General features: G+C 72.3%; 17 protein-coding genes. 14 read left to right on the top strand and 3 right to left on the bottom strand.

Annotation, left to right across the window (positions count from 1 at the left end; all coding sequences use genetic code 11):
- Positions 1–37 precede the first annotated feature (37 nt).
- From IH48_RS0100365 to IH48_RS0100350, 4 genes are all read left to right on the top strand, one after another.
- Positions 38–289, top strand: a complete 252-nt coding sequence (locus IH48_RS0100365) for a tautomerase family protein (protein ID WP_030897450.1) — start codon at positions 38–40, stop codon at positions 287–289.
- Positions 289–1,221, top strand: coding sequence for a pseudouridine-5'-phosphate glycosidase (locus IH48_RS0100360; RefSeq protein ID WP_030897447.1), 933 nt, complete (start codon positions 289–291; stop codon positions 1,219–1,221). Before IH48_RS0100365 ends, IH48_RS0100360 begins: the two co-directional genes overlap by 1 nt.
- A 160-nt stretch (positions 1,222–1,381) precedes the next feature.
- On the top strand, positions 1,382–2,452 hold the full coding sequence (locus tag IH48_RS0100355) for an alkene reductase (RefSeq protein WP_030897444.1): 1,071 nt from the start codon (positions 1,382–1,384) through the stop codon (positions 2,450–2,452).
- Positions 2,453–2,581: 129 nt separating this feature from the next.
- A complete protein-coding gene (locus IH48_RS0100350; RefSeq protein ID WP_030897442.1) occupies positions 2,582–3,373 on the top strand; it encodes an SAM-dependent methyltransferase in 792 nt (263 codons plus the stop codon).
- 20 nt (positions 3,374–3,393) lie between these two features.
- Here IH48_RS0100350 and IH48_RS0100345 read toward each other — a convergent pair whose 3' ends face one another.
- On the bottom strand, positions 3,394–4,974 hold the full coding sequence (locus tag IH48_RS0100345; protein WP_037840730.1) for a S53 family peptidase: 1,581 nt from the start codon (positions 4,972–4,974) through the stop codon (positions 3,394–3,396).
- A gap of 139 nt (positions 4,975–5,113) precedes the next feature.
- On the opposite strand from IH48_RS0100345, the gene IH48_RS0100340 reads away from it, so the two are divergent.
- Positions 5,114–5,989 carry a Bax inhibitor-1/YccA family membrane protein gene (locus tag IH48_RS0100340; protein ID WP_030897437.1) on the top strand — a complete coding sequence of 292 codons (876 nt, stop codon included), beginning with the start codon at positions 5,114–5,116 and terminating at the stop codon, positions 5,987–5,989.
- 105 nt (positions 5,990–6,094) lie between these two features.
- Here IH48_RS0100340 and IH48_RS0100335 read toward each other — a convergent pair whose 3' ends face one another.
- Positions 6,095–6,325 carry a DUF4287 domain-containing protein gene (locus IH48_RS0100335; protein WP_030897435.1) on the bottom strand — a complete coding sequence of 77 codons (231 nt, stop codon included), beginning with the start codon at positions 6,323–6,325 and terminating at the stop codon, positions 6,095–6,097.
- A gap of 159 nt (positions 6,326–6,484) precedes the next feature.
- Between IH48_RS0100335 and IH48_RS0100330 the strand changes: the two genes are divergently transcribed.
- From IH48_RS0100330 to IH48_RS0100315, 4 genes are all read left to right on the top strand, one after another.
- Complete coding sequence (locus tag IH48_RS0100330; RefSeq protein ID WP_030897432.1) at positions 6,485–6,805, top strand: hypothetical protein; 321 nt, start codon at positions 6,485–6,487, stop codon at positions 6,803–6,805.
- A 171-nt stretch (positions 6,806–6,976) separates the two neighbouring features.
- Positions 6,977–8,026, top strand: coding sequence for an aromatic ring-hydroxylating dioxygenase subunit alpha (locus IH48_RS0100325; protein WP_030897430.1), 1,050 nt, complete (start codon positions 6,977–6,979; stop codon positions 8,024–8,026).
- Positions 8,023–8,193, top strand: coding sequence for a hypothetical protein (locus IH48_RS36495; protein WP_199809862.1), 171 nt, complete (start codon positions 8,023–8,025; stop codon positions 8,191–8,193). The genes IH48_RS0100325 and IH48_RS36495 overlap by 4 nt, the downstream gene beginning before the upstream one ends.
- Before the next feature lie 62 nt (positions 8,194–8,255).
- Entirely contained in the window at positions 8,256–9,191 is a 936-nt protein-coding gene (locus IH48_RS0100315) for a PDR/VanB family oxidoreductase (protein WP_030897427.1), read from the top strand.
- Here the strand turns inward: IH48_RS0100315 and IH48_RS0100310 are convergent.
- Entirely contained in the window at positions 9,142–9,960 is an 819-nt protein-coding gene (locus IH48_RS0100310; RefSeq protein WP_037840727.1) for an IclR family transcriptional regulator, read from the bottom strand. The genes IH48_RS0100315 and IH48_RS0100310 overlap by 50 nt on opposite strands.
- Before the next feature lie 187 nt (positions 9,961–10,147).
- On the opposite strand from IH48_RS0100310, the gene IH48_RS0100305 reads away from it, so the two are divergent.
- From IH48_RS0100305 to IH48_RS35595, 5 genes are all read left to right on the top strand, one after another.
- A complete protein-coding gene (locus IH48_RS0100305) occupies positions 10,148–10,618 on the top strand; it encodes a MarR family winged helix-turn-helix transcriptional regulator (protein WP_030897422.1) in 471 nt (156 codons plus the stop codon).
- A gap of 66 nt (positions 10,619–10,684) precedes the next feature.
- Positions 10,685–12,175: an MFS transporter gene (locus IH48_RS0100300; RefSeq protein WP_030897419.1), complete on the top strand. Its 1,491-nt coding sequence runs from the start codon at positions 10,685–10,687 to the stop codon at positions 12,173–12,175.
- Positions 12,172–13,350 carry a M24 family metallopeptidase gene (locus IH48_RS0100295; RefSeq protein ID WP_030897417.1) on the top strand — a complete coding sequence of 393 codons (1,179 nt, stop codon included), beginning with the start codon at positions 12,172–12,174 and terminating at the stop codon, positions 13,348–13,350. Before IH48_RS0100300 ends, IH48_RS0100295 begins: the two co-directional genes overlap by 4 nt.
- Entirely contained in the window at positions 13,347–14,420 is a 1,074-nt protein-coding gene (locus tag IH48_RS35600; RefSeq protein WP_030897414.1) for an aminopeptidase P family N-terminal domain-containing protein, read from the top strand. The genes IH48_RS0100295 and IH48_RS35600 overlap by 4 nt, the downstream gene beginning before the upstream one ends.
- Positions 14,417–15,496 (top strand): ornithine cyclodeaminase family protein, encoded by a 1,080-nt coding sequence (locus IH48_RS35595; RefSeq protein WP_037840724.1) that lies wholly within the window; start codon positions 14,417–14,419, stop codon positions 15,494–15,496. Before IH48_RS35600 ends, IH48_RS35595 begins: the two co-directional genes overlap by 4 nt.
- Positions 15,497–15,519 lie beyond the last annotated feature (23 nt).

Raw genomic sequence — 15,519 nt, 5'->3', positions numbered from 1 at the left:
CCACCGCACGCAGCACACCACCGAGGAGGGCACACGCATGCCGCACGTCAGCATCAAGCACTGGCCGACCACCTTTACCGAGTCTCAACGAGACGAGCTGGTATCGGAGTTGACGCGAACCGTGACCCGCGTCTTCGGCGTGGAGGAGGGCTCGGTGTCGATCGCCGTCGAGGCCGTCGAGCCCTCGCGCTGGATGGACGAGGTGCACACCCCCGAGATAGCGGGCCGCGCACACCTCCTGTGGAAGCAGCCCCACTACTCGGCGCCGATCCCGACGCAGGCGCCGTGATGGGCGGCGGCATCCCGATCGTCTACGCGGAAGAGGTCCGCGAGGCACTGCACGAGCGGCGCCCCGTCGTCGCCCTGGAGTCGAACGTCATCACCCACGGCCTCGCGTACCCGCACAACGCGCGGACCGCGCACCGGGTCGAGGCAGCGGTGCGCAAGAGCGGCTCCGTGCCGGCGACGATCTGCGTCGAGGACGGCGCGCTGCGCGTCGGCATGACGGAGCGCGACATCGAGCGGTTCGCGTCCGGCACCGGCATCCCCAAGGTCTCCAGCCGGGACCTGCCCGTCGTCCTGGCACGCGGCGGCAGGGGCGCGACGACGGTCGCCTCCTCGCTCGTCGCCGCGGAACTCGCGGGCATCCCGTTCTTCTCCTCGGCCGGGCTCGGCGGAGTGCACCGCGGCGCGCAGACGACGATGGACGTCTCCTCCGACCTCATCCAGCTCACCCGCTCCAGGGTCGCGGTGGTGTGCGCGGGCGCGAAGATGATCCTCGACCTGAAGCTGACGGCGGAATACCTCGAAACGCACTGCGTCCCCGTGATCTCCTGCGGATCCGACGACTTCCCGGCGTTCTACTGCAGTTCCAGCGGCGTACGGGCACCGCACCGCATCGACGACGAGGACCTGATGGCCCGGACCGTCGCCGCCTACTGGGCCACGCCCGCGCCCGGGTCCGTGGTGATCACCGTGCCGCCGCGCCCCGAGGACGCGGTCGACGCGGCCGAGGCGGAGGCCGCCATCGCGAAGGCGCTCCAGCAGGCCGAACGCGACGGCGTCACCGGGCAGGGCCTCACCAAGTACCTCATGCGCGCCGTCGACGAGGCCACCGGCGGCCGGACCGCCGAAGCCAACATGGCGGTCCTCGTCTCCACAGCGGAGACGGGCGGGCGGATCGCCGCGGCCTACGCCCGGCACGTCGCCGCCGCCTCCTGAACGCGTGTCACACCGGTGTGCGCCCCCCGTCGCGCCGGTGTGGCACGCCGACCCTGCCGCGCGGTGTCCTCCCCGGAACCGCGCGGCAGGGCGCCCACCAGCACCGCCCACCAGCACCGGCCACCCGCACCGACCATCCGCACCTCCGAGAGGGAAACCGATGACCTCGCTGTTCGACCCCGCCTCCTTCGGCAAGATCGCACTGTCCAACCGGCTGGTGATGGCGCCGATGACGCGCAACAGGGCCAAGCCGACCGGCGAGGCCACCGCGCTCATGGCCGAGTACTACGCCCAGCGCGCCTCCGCCGGCCTCATCGTCACCGAGGGCACCCAGCCGTCCCAGGTCGGCCAGGGCTTCCTCGACACGCCCGGCATGTACACCCCCGAGCACGTCGCGGCGTGGCACGCCGTCACGGACCGAGTGCACGCCAACGGCGGCAGCATCGTCGTCCAGCTCATGCACGCGGGCCGCATCGGCCACCCGCTGCTGTACGCGGACGGCCACCGCTCCGTCGCGCCGTCCGCGGTCACGCCCGCGGGGCAGGCGTTCACCCCCGAGGGCCCCAAGGACTACCTGGAGCCCCGCGCGCTGTCGCTCGCCGAGATCGCCGCGACGATCGAGGACTACGCGGCCTCGGCGCGCGCCGCCGTCGAGGCGGGCTTCGACGGCGTGCAGATCCACGCCGGCAACGGCTTCCTGCCGCACCAGTTCCTCGCCGCGAACACCAATCGGCGCACCGACGGCTACGGCGGCTCCGTCGCGAACCGGGTCCGCTTCACCCTCGACGTCGTCGAGGCCGTCGTGGGCACCATCGGCAACGAGCGCACCGCGCTGCGCATCTCGCCCGCCAACCCGTTCAACGACATGGCCGAGGGCGACTCCGCGGCGATCTACTCGGAACTCGTCCCCAACCTGCCGAACATCGCCTTCCTCGAGACGTGCGAGATCGTCGCCCGACCGCTCACCGCGCTGGTCAGGAGTCTGTGGAAGGGGAACCTCATCGTCAACCCGCACGCCGCTCCCGACGCGTTCCCCGCGTCCGCGGCCGCCGCGCGGGAGGTCCTCGACGCGGGCCTCGCCGACGCCGTCTCGCTCGGCGCGCTGTTCCTCGCGAACCCGGACCTTCCGTCCCGCATCCGGGCAGGCGGCCCGTACACGGCCGCGGACGAGGCCACGTTCTACGGCGGGGACCACCGCGGGTACACGGACTACCCGCACCTCGCCGGCTGAACGGCAGCCGAACGCCGCGGCCCGCCACCTCGGGCGTGGGCCAACTGATCCGCCGGTGCGGTGAGATGATCCGGGGAGCCAGCCACGAAGGCCGTCCGCCACCGCCCGCGCGCACTTACGGAGCCCCCCTTGACGACAGGCATCCCAAGAACCCAGGTCGACACCAGCAAGCCGCATCCCGCCCGGGTGTACGACTGCCTGCTGGGCGGCAAGGACAACTACCCCGTGGACCGGGCCGTGGCACGGCAGTTGCCGGAGAACTCGCCGCGGGACGCGCGGCTGAACCGGGCGTTCATGCACAGGGCCGTGGCATGGCTGGCCGAGTCGGGGATCGACCAGTTCCTCGACATCGGCACGGGCATACCGACCGAGCCCAACCTGCACCAGGTCGCGCAGCGCGCCAACCCGGCGTGCCGCGTCGTCTACAGCGACAACGACCCCATCGTGCTCAGGCACGCCGAGGCCCTGCTGATCAGCACGCCCGAGGGCGCCACCGACTACATCCAGGCCGACGTGCGCGAGCCCGAGGTCATCCTGGAACACGCGCGCGCGTTCCTGGACTTCGGCCGCCCCGTCGCCCTGTCGCTCATCGCGCTGATGCACTTCGTCCCGGACGGCGACGACCCGTACGCCATCGCGCGCGTCCTCACCGACGCGCTGGCGCCCGGCAGTTTCTTCGTGCTCACCCAGGGCACCGCCGACTTCCACCCCGACCTGGCGGCCACCGTGTCAGGCACCTACAAGTCCGGCGGCATCTCCCTCGCGCTCCGCAGCCGCGAGCAGGTCGCGCGCTTCTTCGACGGGCTCGACCTGGAGGAGCCCGGCCTCGTGCGCGCCACCGAGTGGTACAGGACGGGCCCCGCGCCCGAGGCGGAGGACTGCTCCTTCTACGTGGGCGTCGCACGCGTCCCGGAGCGTTAGGGCCTCTTGCGCGCGGCGACTCACGGGGCGGTGCCACGCGTCGCGCGCAGGTGGGCGAGGAGGGCGGAGCCCAGCGGTGTGCCGAGGCCCGTGCAGGGGTCCCAGCCCGCCGCCGCCTGGTAGCGGCCGTTGCCGCCCGCCGTGATGTCACGCAGTGCGCGCGGCGGCGGCTCCAGCGCGTAAAGCAGCGGCGGCAGCAGGCCGAGCGGCGTGCCGAGCGCCTGGCTCAGCCGGCAGGCCAGCGCCGCCCACAGCGGGGCGGCGGCGCTGGTGCCGCCGAGCGTGGTCGGCTTGCCGCCGACCCGTACGCGGTAGCCCGTCGACGGGTCGGCGACGGCCGCCACGTCCGGCACGCCGCGCCGCCCCGCGCTCTGGCCGCGCTGCCACAGCGGCGGCGGGAACGTCGCGCTCCTGCCGCCGCCCGTGGAACCGCCGCCCGCCGCCAGCGCGTTCCAGACGGTCTCCGCCGGCCGGCGCCCGTCGAGCCGCAGCGTGGTGCCGCCCACGGACAGGACGTGCGGGCTCGACCCCGGGTAGTCCAGGTGCGGCCGCCCGTCCTCCTCGCCGTCCGTGGAGCCGGAGTCGCCGGCCGCCGCGCAGACCGTGACGCCGAGCGCCGCCGCGTCGGCGAGCGCCTCTTCGAGCGCGGCGACGGACTGCCGCGTCCAGTGGTTCTCCGGGGCGCCCCAGCTGATGGACAGCACGGTCGGCGTCGGGTCGGCGTGGACCGCCGAGGACACGGCCTCCACGTAGCCGCGTGCCGTGCCGGGCGCGAAGTGGACGACCAGGTCGGCTCCGGGCGCGAGCGCGCCGAGCACCTCGATGTCCAGTTGCACCTCGCCGTCCGCGTTCTCGTCCCTGCCGGGGCTGTTGGCCGCGCCCGCGACGCCCACCGCCCGGATCGACGGCGGCTTCACGCCCAACTGAGCGAAGTAGGAAACAAGTTCGGCTTCGTCGTAGCCGCCGCCGAACTCCACGAGCGCGGCGGTGGTGCCGGTGCCGTCCGTGCCGGGCGGGAAGTCGTAGAACTCGGCGAGCCGCGGCGGCGTGTACGCGACCGGCGCGGCCGTGTGCCCCGCGGGGGTCGTGGCGTCCCCCCGCGGCGTCCGGTCGTCCGCCGGACGCGCGCGCAGCAGCGGCCGCCCGTGCGGGCGTGTGTCGGTGCCGAGCACCGCGACCACCGCGCCCGTGAGCGGTTCGGGCACACGCAGGGAGCCGCTGCGCGAGCGGTGCGTGACCACGCGCCCGCGCGGGTCGGTCCACCGCGCCGCGCTCAGTTCCGTGCCCAGCAGCGCCCCGACGGCGTCCGCGCGCCCCGACACCCGTATCCGGCGCGAACCCTCGTGCACCTCCTCGACCGTCAGCCCGGCCGCCTCGACTGCGCGGCGTACCCGTGACACGTCCTGTGGATCGGCCCCGAAGCGCGCGGCGAGTGCCTCGCGGGTCACCGTGCCCGGCCCCTCGACCAGTTCGCGCGGAAGGGCGGCCCTGCGGCGCAGGACGACGACGAAGTCGACGCGCTCGTCGGCGGCGAGAGGCCCCAGGCGCTCCGTCCACGGAACGTCGTCGCGGAAGCTGCCGGGCAGCGGCAAGGAGGTCATGCGGTCAGGTTAGGACGGCGGCGAACACCGTGTGACGGTGGTGTGACGCGGGCAGGGTCACCCTGCGGCCGGAACGGTTTTCTTTGCCTTCCCATTACCCTTGACGCGAGGCCGCGCACGGCGGTCACGAAGGAGTGAGATGAGGAGCAGCAACCCCGTCTTGTCACGCCGGGGCTTCACCAGTGGCGCCGGTGGCGGCGGTGGGTACGCGGGCTTCAACACGGCGCCCGCGGGCCCGGCCATGGGCGCGGGCCCGGACGCGGGCAACCCGTACGCGACGAACCCCTACGCGGCCGACGCCTACGCGCGCCAGGCGGCGGCGGGCCGGCCCGGCGCCATGACGATGGACGACGTCGTCTCCCGCACGGCGATCACGCTCGGCACGGTCGTCGTCACGGCCGTCCTGGCGTGGCTGGCGCTGCCGGTGGACGAGGGCAACCTCGGCAAGTCCTACGGCATCGCCTTCGGCGCGGCGGTCGTCGCGCTGGTGCTCGGCCTGATCCAGTCGTTCAAGCGCAGGCCCGTGCCCGCGCTGATCGTCGCGTACGCGGCGTTCGAGGGATTCTTCCTGGGCGTGCTGTCCAATGTGGTCAGCACGTACATCGCCCCCGGCGTCGTCGTCGAGGCGGTGCTCGGCACCATGGCCGTCTTCGCCGGGACGCTCCTCGCGTACCGGATGCGGTGGATCCGCGTCACGCGCCGCTTCACCCGGTTCGTGACGGCGGCTGCGATGGGCTTCCTCATCCTGATGCTCGTCAACCTGCTGTTCTCGCTCTTCACCCACGGTGACGGGCTCGGCTTCCGCAGCGGCGGCCTCGGCATCGCCTTCGGCATCATCGGCATCGTGCTCGGCGCCTGCTTCCTCGCGCTCGACTTCAAGCAGGTCGAGGACGGCGTCGCCCACCGCGCGCCGCGCGAGGAGTCGTGGCTGGCGGCCTTCGGGCTCACGATGACGCTGGTCTGGATCTACCTGGAGGTCCTGCGGGTCCTGTCGATCCTGCAGAGCGACAACTGACACCGACACCGGAAGGGGCCGCGGGCAAGCACTGCCCACGGCCCCTTCCGTCGCTCCGGCGCGGCGCAAGCGTCGCCGGCTCGGGTCGGTTCGGGTCAGGCCGGGTCACAGCAGGCGGCGCGCCGCCCGCCTCAGCTCGTGCTCGTGGACGATCGCCTTGGCGTGTCCGTACGACAGGTCGTGCTCGCCCCGCAGCCAGCTGACCTTCTCCTCGAACCGGACGAGGGCCGGGCCGTCATCGAGCGCACGCAGCCATTCCGACACTTCACGGCCGGTGCACTGCGGGATGTGGGAGAGCATGTTGCGATGGGTCTCTTCGGAGAAGACAAGGGACATCGGCGCCTCCGGACGCGTCGCGCGTACTGGTGCAGGCGGCGGCTGCCGCTGAAGCACCCGTTAACCACACCGTGCCTGAGCGTTCGCCCGTTGGCAACAGCCCGGGCGGTTCGCGGCGGCGCGGGCCCGGGGCGCGCGCCGGGCGCGTAGGGTCGGCGTGTGCTGGATACGACCCCGCTGACGTCGACCGTGGACCGGTTCACCGACCGGTTGCGCGCCGCCCCGCAGAGCAGGCTCGGACGCGGCGCGGCCACCGCCGCACTCGCGCTGGCCAGGGAGCTGTCCGTCCGCGCGCAGCGCATCGAGGCCCCCGACGCGGAGCCGCGCGTGATGCCGGACGCGGGCATGTTCGTGGTCGCCGACCAGCTGGCGGTGGCCGCGTCCGACCTCGCCGAGGCGCTGCGGGGGGCTCCGTCGCAGCAGGAGCTCGACGAGGCCGTCAGGTCCGTCGTACGGACCGTCGCGGCCGCGAAGCTGTAGCGGTCACCCCGGTCACCCCGGTCACCCCGGTCACCGCGACCTCCGTGGCCCGCCGCCCCGGCTTCCGCTGAGCGGAAACCGCCCTGGCCCCCGCCCCTGGGGAAGAGCACCCTGAGCCCACCGCCCCGGCGGACCCTCCCGCTCCGCACGCTCCTTCCCCAGGAGGCACAGATGACGACGACGTCTTTCGTCCGCAACCAGTGGTACGTCGCTGCCTACGGCTACGAGGTCGGCCGCGAGCTGTTCTCGCGCACGGTCTGCGGCGAGCCTGTGCTGCTGTGGCGCACCGAGGCCGGCGAGGTGACGGGCATGTCGGACCGCTGCGTGCACCGGCGCTTCCCGCTCTCCCAGAAGCCGAGCCACCTCGTCGGCGACCAGGTGGTCTGCGGGTACCACGGCTTCACGTACGGGGCGGACGGCGCCTGCGTCAACGTCCCCGGGCAGCGGCGGATACCGCGCACCGCCCGGCTCACGTCGTACTCCGTCGTCGAGCAGGACTCGTTCGTGTGGGTGTGGATCGGCGACCGCGAGCTCGCCGACGAGAAGCTGATCCCCCGAGCGCCCTGGCTCGATCGACCGGGATACACGACGGTCTGCGGCATGGAGCCGCTCGCCGCGCGCCACGGGCTCCTCGTCGACAACCTCCTCGACCTCTCGCACGAGACGTACCTGCACGGCGGCTACATCGGCACGCCCGAGGTCGCCGAGACGCCGATCACCACCGAGGTCGACGAGCAGGCGGGGATCGTGCGCGTCAGCCGGCACATGGACGACGCCGTGTGCCCGCCGTTCTACGCCGAGTCCACCGGCATCACCGGACGCATCACGCGCTGGCAGGACATCGAGTACCACGCTCCCTGCCTGTACCTGCTGCACAGCCGCATCGCCCCGGTCGGCACGCCGCCGCCCGACGTGGACGGCGGCGACCCGGACGCCTTCCACGTCGAGGTCGTCTACGCGATCACCCCGGAGACGGAGAACAGCACGCACGACTTCTGGGCCGTGGCGCGCGACTTCGCCCTCGGCGACGAGAAGGTCAGCGGCTTCCTGCACGACAACAACCGCACGGTCGTCCTCCAGGACGTCGTCGCCCTCGACGTGCTGGAGAAGGCCGTCGCCGCCGAGCGAGACGGATACCAGGAGCTGAGCATCAACATCGACACCGGCGGCCTCGCCGCCCGCCGGATCCTGGCGCGGCTCGCCGAGGAGGCCGCACGATGAGCGCGGTCGGCGCGCCCGCACGCGTCGACGACGGTGTCTACCGCATCCACTGGGTGCCGGGCACCGACAGGCTGCTCGCGGTCTGCTTCTGCGGTGAGGAGCGGGAGTTCGAGGACCCGGTGGAGCTGTGGGACTGGCTGCTCGCGCACCCGGAGCACGGCGCGTGAGCGCGGGGACGGACGCGGTGGCCACGTACACGGCTGCCGCATCCTGTGCGCCCGGGACCCCGCTGACCTTGACGCTCACCCGCAGGGAGGCGCTCGCCGACGGTGTCGTCCGGCTGACGCTCGCCCGTGCCGACGGGCTTCCTGTGCCCGCATGGACCCCCGGCGCCCACATCGACCTGCTCCTCGGCCCCGGGCTCGAACGGCAGTACTCCCTGTGCGGGGATCCTGACGACACGTCCGCCCTGCAAGTGGCGGTCCTGCGCGAGACGGCGGGCCGCGGCGGCTCGCAGTACGTGCACGACAGGCTCACCGAGGGCGCCACGGTACGGGCACGCGGACCCCGCAACCACTTCGCCCTGGTCGGCGCCGAGCACTACCTCTTCATCGCGGGAGGCATCGGCATCACACCGCTCCTGCCGATGATCGCCGAGGCCGGGCGGCGCGGCGCCGGCTGGCACCTCGTCTACGGGGGCCGCACCCGTGCCTCCATGGCGTTCGCCGGCGAACTGCGGGCGAGGTGGCCCGAGCACGTCGAGATCTGCCCGCAGGACGAGACCGGGCTGCTCGATCTGGACGGCCTGCTGGGCGTGGCGCGCGACGGCACCGCGGTCTACTGCTGCGGCCCCGAGCCGCTGCTGGCCGCGGTCGAGGAGCGCTGCGCGTCCTGGCCGCCGTCCGCGCTGCACATGGAGCGGTTCGCGCCCAGGGCCGGCGGCGACGCGGTCCCCGAGGAGCCGTTCGAGGTGGAACTCGCCCAGTCGGGCATGACGTTGACGGTGCCGGCGGACCGTTCCGTGCTCGAAGCGGTGGAGGACGCCGGGGTGCCCGTGCTCTCCTCCTGCCGTGAAGGCACGTGCGGCACCTGCGAGACCGGGGTGCTCGAAGGAGTCCCCGACCACAGGGACTCGCTGCTCACCTCCGAGGAACGGGCCGTGGGGGACGTGATGTTCATCTGCGTGTCCCGGTGCCGCTCGGGAAGGCTGGTGCTCGACCTCTGACCGCCCCGCCTTCGCCGCCCAGGGCGCGCGAGATGGAGCGCGCCGCCACCTGGACCAGGGGGACGAGCGCGTACGGCTGGACGCTGCCGAGGCGGACCACGACGGAGACCGCCGCGGCGACCTCGCCGCGCGGCCCGTACACGGGCGCCGCGACGGACACGCTGTCCAGGGTGACCTGGCGTTCGCAGATCGCGATCCCCGCGTGGCGCACCTCGGCCAGCACCTGCCTGAGCCTGCCTGGGTCGCAGAGCGTCGCCTCGGTGCAGCGGACCAGCGGCTGTGACAGTGCCTGCTCCTGGACCTCGGCGGGCGCGTAGGCGAGCAGGACGCGTCCGACGCCCGTCGGTGCCAGCGCGAAGCGGCCGCCGACGCGGGTGAGCACCGGCACGGCGCCGCGGCCGGCGAGGCGCTCCACATACACCACCTCAAGGCCCTCGCGCACCGCCAACTGCACGTTCTCACGAGTGACATGGGCCAGGTCGGAGAGCGAGGGGAGGGCGAGCTCGCGCAGCCCGAGCCCGCGAGGGGCCAGCGAGGCGATCTCCCAGAGCCGCAGTCCTATCCGGTAGCCGCCCCCGCCCTCGCGCTCCAGCGCGCCCCACTCGGTCAGCTCGCCCACCAGGCGGTGGGCCGTGGTGAGGGGGAGGCCCGTGTGGCGGGAGATGTCCGTCAGCCTCAGCACGGGCGTGTCCGTCGAGAAGGCTTCGAGGACCCGCAGCGCCCTGCTGGTCACCGACCCCGTGCCGTCCGTGTCCGTCATACGGGTCATACGGCTCTCCTCCGGCCGGCCACCTCGCCTGACGAAAAGCTAGGCAGACGTTCCGTGTTCGTCAACGCGGCGGCGAGGACCCGGGGCAGATATTTCTTGCCGACGACCTCTTGCCGTCCCCGCGCGGCCGGTTGTAACTTCCTCGCAGTCGATACTTCGGGCACCGGACAGTACGGAGACCTAAGCGATGAGCGAGAAGACGGGATCCGTCGATCCGGACGACTCGGGAAACAGCCTCGGTGAGGTTCTGCTCGCGCTGGGCGGGCGCCTGACCCGGTTGCAGACCGAGATACTCGCCGAACTCGACCCGCCCATGACGATCCGGCAGTACCGCATTCTCTCCAGGGTGAACGCCGGGCACACGTCACTGACCGCACTGTGCAAACTCGCGCACAGAAACCCCTCCACGATGTCGCAGAGCGTCGAAAAGCTCGTCACCCAAGGACTGCTGACCCGCGGGGTCTCGGACACCAGCCGCAGGACGATGCGCCTCTCGCTCACCCGCGCGGGAGCGCGGGCGCTGGAATCCGGCGACCGGGCGCTCGGAAAGTTCACCTCAGAACTCACCGCGGGGTTGCCGCAGGAGCTTCAGGACCAGATTCTCCCGGCACTGAATCAGCTGTATGTCGACGTCCAGGGAAATCTGGACGCTCGATAGCGGGCCGGGACAGCACCACGTCCCGGCCGAGAAGGAATCGACCGGGGGATCAGAACACACAGCGAGGTGTTCGTGATAAATGACCGCTCCACCGTCCATACCCAAGCCGACCTGCTGAGCAGACTCGACCGATCCCGATTCACCAGGCGGCACGCCGTGATCTACGGCACCGCGCTCTCGGGCCATTTCCTCGACGGCTTCGTCATCAATCTCACGGGCGTCATCCTGCCGGGCGTGATCGGGGACTACCACCTCTCCAGCCGGCAGGCCGGCTTCCTCAGCTCGGCGCTCTTCCTCGGCATGCTGGTCGGCGCGGCCGCCGCCGGGCTGATCTCCGACCGGCTCGGCCGCAAGTTCCCGCTCGCGGTGTGCCTGCTGGTCTTCGCCGCGTTCTCCCTGCTCGCCGCCTTCTCCTGGAACTACTCGTCACTGGTGACGGCCCGCGTCTGCCAGGGCGTCGGCCTCGGCGCCGAAATCGCGGTCGTCCTCCCGTACATCGCCGAGTTCGTGCCGTCCCGCCACCGCGCCCCGCTGGTCACGGCGGCGACCGCGGCCTGGCTCATAGGCGTGCCCGTAGCGGCGCTCGTCGGTACGGCGGTCGTGCCCTCGCTGACCTGGCGTGCGATGTTCGTCATCGGCGCGCTGCCCGTCGTGGTCGGCGTCGTCATGATGGCGAAGCTGCCCGAATCCGTGCGCTATCTGGTGCGGACGGGGAAGCACGAGGCGGCGCGGGAAATCGTCGGCAGACTCGCCGTCCCGTCCGCGGACGCACCGATTTCGCGGCCGGCGCACGAACCGCCGGCACCGCCTGTGGCGCGGCGGAATGCGATGGGCTCCGTACGCGATCTGGTCGACAGGCGGCATCTGCGCTACACCGTGTCGCTGTGGTTCATGGAGGTGTGCGCAGGATCGTTCCTCTACGGCCTTTCCATCTGGCTCCCGTCCATTCTGGAGAAGAAAGGCGTCAGCCTCGTCGGGAGTTTCACCTACACCGCCGTCATCACCGGGGCCGGCGTGCTGGGTGCCGTCATCGCGGGCCATATCGTCAACCGTGTGGGGCGCCGGGCGACGATGGGCGTGTCCTTCCTGCTGAGTGCGCTGCTGTGCCTCTGGTGGGGCGGTGTCTCCACCACGGCCGCGGTGCTCGTACTCGGCTCGCTCGCCACGTTCTTCGGCAGCGGATTCGCCGGCAGCACCCTTTTCGTCTACGCCAGCGAGCTCTATCCCACGGTGAGCCGGGCCACCGGTCTCGGCTGGGCCGCTGCCTGGCAGAAGGTCGGCGGGCTCATCATCCCCACCGTCATCGGCTGGGTGATCGCCGCCCATTCATCGAGCTTCCTCTTCTTCGTCCTCTTCGCCGTGATCTCCGCGCTCGCCGGCATTTCCGCACTGGTCTCCACTTTCGAGACACGGGGAAAGACCATCGAGCAGATCACCGTCGCGCTCGACGCCCGGGTGAACGGCGTCCGCGCCCCTCGAACCGCCGGGAGCACACGGCAGTCACCCACGACCGAATTCAGCAGCCAGTACGAGAAAGAACAGGCAGGTGAAGGATGACCACGGTCAGCACGGCGACGAGGCCCGCGCCAGGCCCACACCCCGACGACCTCGCTGAACTCCTGCAGAGGCACGCCCGCGTACGGGCCGCCATGGCCGGGGACGGCCTGGACCTTCTGATCGCGTTCGCCCCGGGCTGGCGCCGGGAGAACGTGCGGTACTTCACCGACGCCGGCCTGACCGGCGCCGCGTCCCTCGTGCTGTTCCCCGCCGTGGGCGAGGTGAGCGCCTACTCCACGCGCAGGAGCGACCTGCCCGAACTCACCCGCCCCGGCTGGGTCGACCACGCCGCGCTGCTCGACGTACGCGACCCCGCGGCGCTCACCACAGCCCTTCGCGACCTGCGCCCGCGCCGCGTCGGCGTGGCCCACGGCGAGCTGCTGCCCGTCGTGCTGTCCGACGCCCTGCGTGCCGCGCTGCCGGGCGCCGAGATCGTCTCCGCCACCTCGCTCATGGACCGGGTGCGCCTGGTCAAGAGCGACTGGGAGCTGGCCAGGATGCGGCGCAGCGCCACCGTGTGCGCGGCGGGCTGGGACGCGTTCGTCGACGCGCTGGAGCCGGGTCTGCCCGAGTACCGGATCGTCGCCGAGGTGGAGGCCGCGATCAAGAGGCTCGGCGCGGAGGACAACTTCATGCTCATCGCCTCGGGCAAGGACGAGGTGCGCGGCATGACCGCGCCCACGCCGCGCGTCCTGGAGGCCGGTGACATGGTCCGCACCGAGCTGACACCCCAGATGGACGGCTACTGGCTGCAGATCTGCCGCTCGGCGGTCGTCGGCGAGCCGAGCGACGGGCAGCGCAGGTCGTTCGACCTGTTCAACGAGTCGGTCGAGGCCGGCATGTCCGCCGTGCGTCCCGGCGTCACGGCGCACGACGTCGCGAAGGCGCAGAACGACGTGTTCCGCAGGCACGGCTACGGCGAGTACTGCACCAGCCAGTACACCCGGGTACGCGGCCACGGCCACGGGCTGCACCTGGACGAGACGCCGATCATCGAGGGCAACGAGACCGAGCTGCCCGAGAACGCCGTCTTCATCATCCACCCCAACACCTATACGCCGCTTGCCGGTTACCACGTACTCGGCGACCCGGTACGGGTGACCAAGGACGGCTGCGAGGTCCTCATCGACACCGAACGCAAGCTGTTCCACTCCACCAGGGGAGTCGCCGCATGAAGCGCGGACTTGTCGTACTCGACCCGGCCGAAGTGCCGGAGGGCGAATGGCGTGGCCGGGTCGCGGCGCTGCAGGACACCCTGGCCGCCGAGCAGGTCGACGTCGGGCTGGTCTACGGGGACGTGTACGCGTCCGACGACATCGCCTACCTGACCAACCTCTGCGTCTACTGGAACGAGGGCGTGCTCGCCGTGCCCGCCACGGGCGACCCGGTGTTCCTCACCAAGCTCTCGCCCCGTGTCCACCCCTGGATGCGGCGCGTGTCCACCGTCTCCCGTATCGAGAGCGGCAAGGACTTCGGGGCGCTGGCCGCGAAGCTGCTCGACGGCGCGCCCGCGGGCACGGTCGGCCTCGTGGACGCCGCGCTGTGGCCCGCGCACGTGGCCGAGCAGGTGCGCGCGGCGCTGCCCGGGTGGCGGGTGCGCGATCTCGGCGGCCTCGTACGCGAGCGGCGCACCGTCGCCTCGGCACGCGAGGTGGCGCTGCTGCGCACGGGCGGCGAGGTCGTGGGCCGCGCCGCCGACGAGGCGGTACGGGACGGGCTCGGCGGCTTCGAACGCGTCTCGGTCGCCGAACGCGTGGTGCGCGGCGCCGGCTTCCTCGACGTGCAGGTGGGCAGGTCGTCCACCGCGGACGGGGTGGAGTGCGTGCGCGTCACCGGCCAGTTCCGCACCGGCTGGCTGCAGGCCGGACGGCTGGCGGGAAGCGCCCCGTGGACGCTCGCGCTGGACGACGCGCTCGCGGCGGCCGTGTCGGCGGCGCGAGCGGGCGCCTCGCCCGGGGACCTCGCGAAGGCCGCGTCGCCCGCGCTCGAAGGGCTCCCCGAGGGCGCCGACGCCCAGGTGGGCTGGGTCAACCAGTCGGACCTCTCGTCCGGCGGCGAGTACCGCGCCGAGGTGGAGAGCCTGGCGCCCGGCAACGTCGGCGCGGTCACCGTCGACGTGCTGTTCGCGGACGGCGGCTACGCGGCGGTGGCGGACACCGTACTGATCACTTCCGGCGCGGCGCGCCGCCTCACCGCGGCCCCGGCTCCCACCACGGCAGACACCACAGGGAGGGCATCCGCATGAGGATCCTGTCCAACAGCGACATCGAGCAGGTGCTGACCGCGGAGGAGTGCCTCGGCACGCTGCAAACGGCGTACGGCGAGCTCACCCGCGGCCGGGGCGCCAACCGTCCGCGCAACCACACGTACTTCCCGGTCGAGGACGAGCGGTACCCCGGCTTCGGCTACCGCTTCAAGTCGCAGGAGGGCGGCAACGTCTCCAGCGGCGTCTGGGCGCTGCGCATCACGTCCGACCTCGCCGGCGTCGAGACGCTGCCGGGCGGCGGCCGCAGGCGCCGGCTGATCCCGGCGGCGCCCGGCGGCAGGTACGTCGGCCTCGTCACCCTGTACAGCCTGACGACGCTTGAGCCCCTGGCGATCCTGCACGACAGCTTCGTGCAGAAGATGCGGGTGGGCGCCACCTCGGCGCTCGGCATCCGCGAACTGTCCAACGAGGACGCCACCGTGGCCGGCATGTTCGGCTCCGGCTGGCAGGCGGAGGCCCACCTGGAGACGCTGCTGCTGGTGCGGCCCGGGATCGAGGAGGTGCGGGTCTTCAGCCCGACCGCCGAGCACCGGGAGCGGTTCGCGAAGGAGTGGAGCGAGCGCACGGGCCGCCGCGTCGTCGCCGTCCCCGAGCCGCGCGACGCGGTGGCCGGCTGCCACATCGTCACGTGCGCCACCGCCACCATGGAGCCCTGCTTCGACGGCTCCTGGATCGAGCCCGGCACGCACGTCACGGCCATCACCTCCCCCGACGGAACGGCGACGCGGCGCGAACTGGACGACGCCACATTCGACAGGGCCGACCGGATCGTCGTGCTCTCCCGCGAGCAGGTGCACCACGACAAGCAGTACGACATCCTCGGCCCGGTCGAGCGCGGCCGCCTGGCCTGGGACGACATCAGGGAGCTCGGCGAGGTGCTGCTCGGCGACGCACCGGGCCGCGCCGCGCACGACGACGTCACGGTCTTCGCCAACAACACCGGCATGGGCGTCCAGTTCGCCGCCGTCTGCGCACGGGCGCTGGAACTGGCTGAGGAGCGCGGCCTCGGGCACGTCGTGCCGACGGACTGGCTCCTGGAGGAGACGAGCCCCTGAGCGGCCCTTGCGTACGCCGAAGG

Origin of the sequence: Streptomyces sp. NRRL F-5126, from assembly GCF_000721265.1 — a bacterium.
Taxonomy (GTDB): domain Bacteria; phylum Actinomycetota; class Actinomycetes; order Streptomycetales; family Streptomycetaceae; genus Streptomyces.
This window is presented reverse-complemented; position numbering and strand designations above follow the sequence as displayed.

Excerpts from the sequence above, each read along its gene's own strand:
- IH48_RS0100365 (WP_030897450.1), top strand. The coding sequence starts at position 38 with ATGCCGCACGTCAGCATCAAGCACTGGCCGACCACCTTTACCGAGTCT.
- IH48_RS0100360 (WP_030897447.1), top strand. The coding sequence starts at position 289 with ATGGGCGGCGGCATCCCGATCGTCTACGCGGAAGAGGTCCGCGAGGCA.
- IH48_RS0100355 (WP_030897444.1), top strand. The coding sequence starts at position 1,382 with ATGACCTCGCTGTTCGACCCCGCCTCCTTCGGCAAGATCGCACTGTCC.
- IH48_RS0100345 (WP_037840730.1), bottom strand. The coding sequence starts at position 4,974 with ATGACCTCCTTGCCGCTGCCCGGCAGCTTCCGCGACGACGTTCCGTGG.
- IH48_RS0100340 (WP_030897437.1), top strand. The coding sequence starts at position 5,114 with ATGAGGAGCAGCAACCCCGTCTTGTCACGCCGGGGCTTCACCAGTGGC.
- IH48_RS0100335 (WP_030897435.1), bottom strand. The coding sequence starts at position 6,325 with ATGTCCCTTGTCTTCTCCGAAGAGACCCATCGCAACATGCTCTCCCAC.
- IH48_RS0100325 (WP_030897430.1), top strand. The coding sequence starts at position 6,977 with ATGACGACGACGTCTTTCGTCCGCAACCAGTGGTACGTCGCTGCCTAC.
- IH48_RS36495 (WP_199809862.1), top strand. The coding sequence starts at position 8,023 with ATGAGCGCGGTCGGCGCGCCCGCACGCGTCGACGACGGTGTCTACCGC.
- IH48_RS0100310 (WP_037840727.1), bottom strand. The coding sequence starts at position 9,960 with ATGACCCGTATGACGGACACGGACGGCACGGGGTCGGTGACCAGCAGG.
- IH48_RS0100305 (WP_030897422.1), top strand. The coding sequence starts at position 10,148 with ATGAGCGAGAAGACGGGATCCGTCGATCCGGACGACTCGGGAAACAGC.
- IH48_RS0100295 (WP_030897417.1), top strand. The coding sequence starts at position 12,172 with ATGACCACGGTCAGCACGGCGACGAGGCCCGCGCCAGGCCCACACCCC.
- IH48_RS35600 (WP_030897414.1), top strand. The coding sequence starts at position 13,347 with ATGAAGCGCGGACTTGTCGTACTCGACCCGGCCGAAGTGCCGGAGGGC.
- IH48_RS35595 (WP_037840724.1), top strand. The coding sequence starts at position 14,417 with ATGAGGATCCTGTCCAACAGCGACATCGAGCAGGTGCTGACCGCGGAG.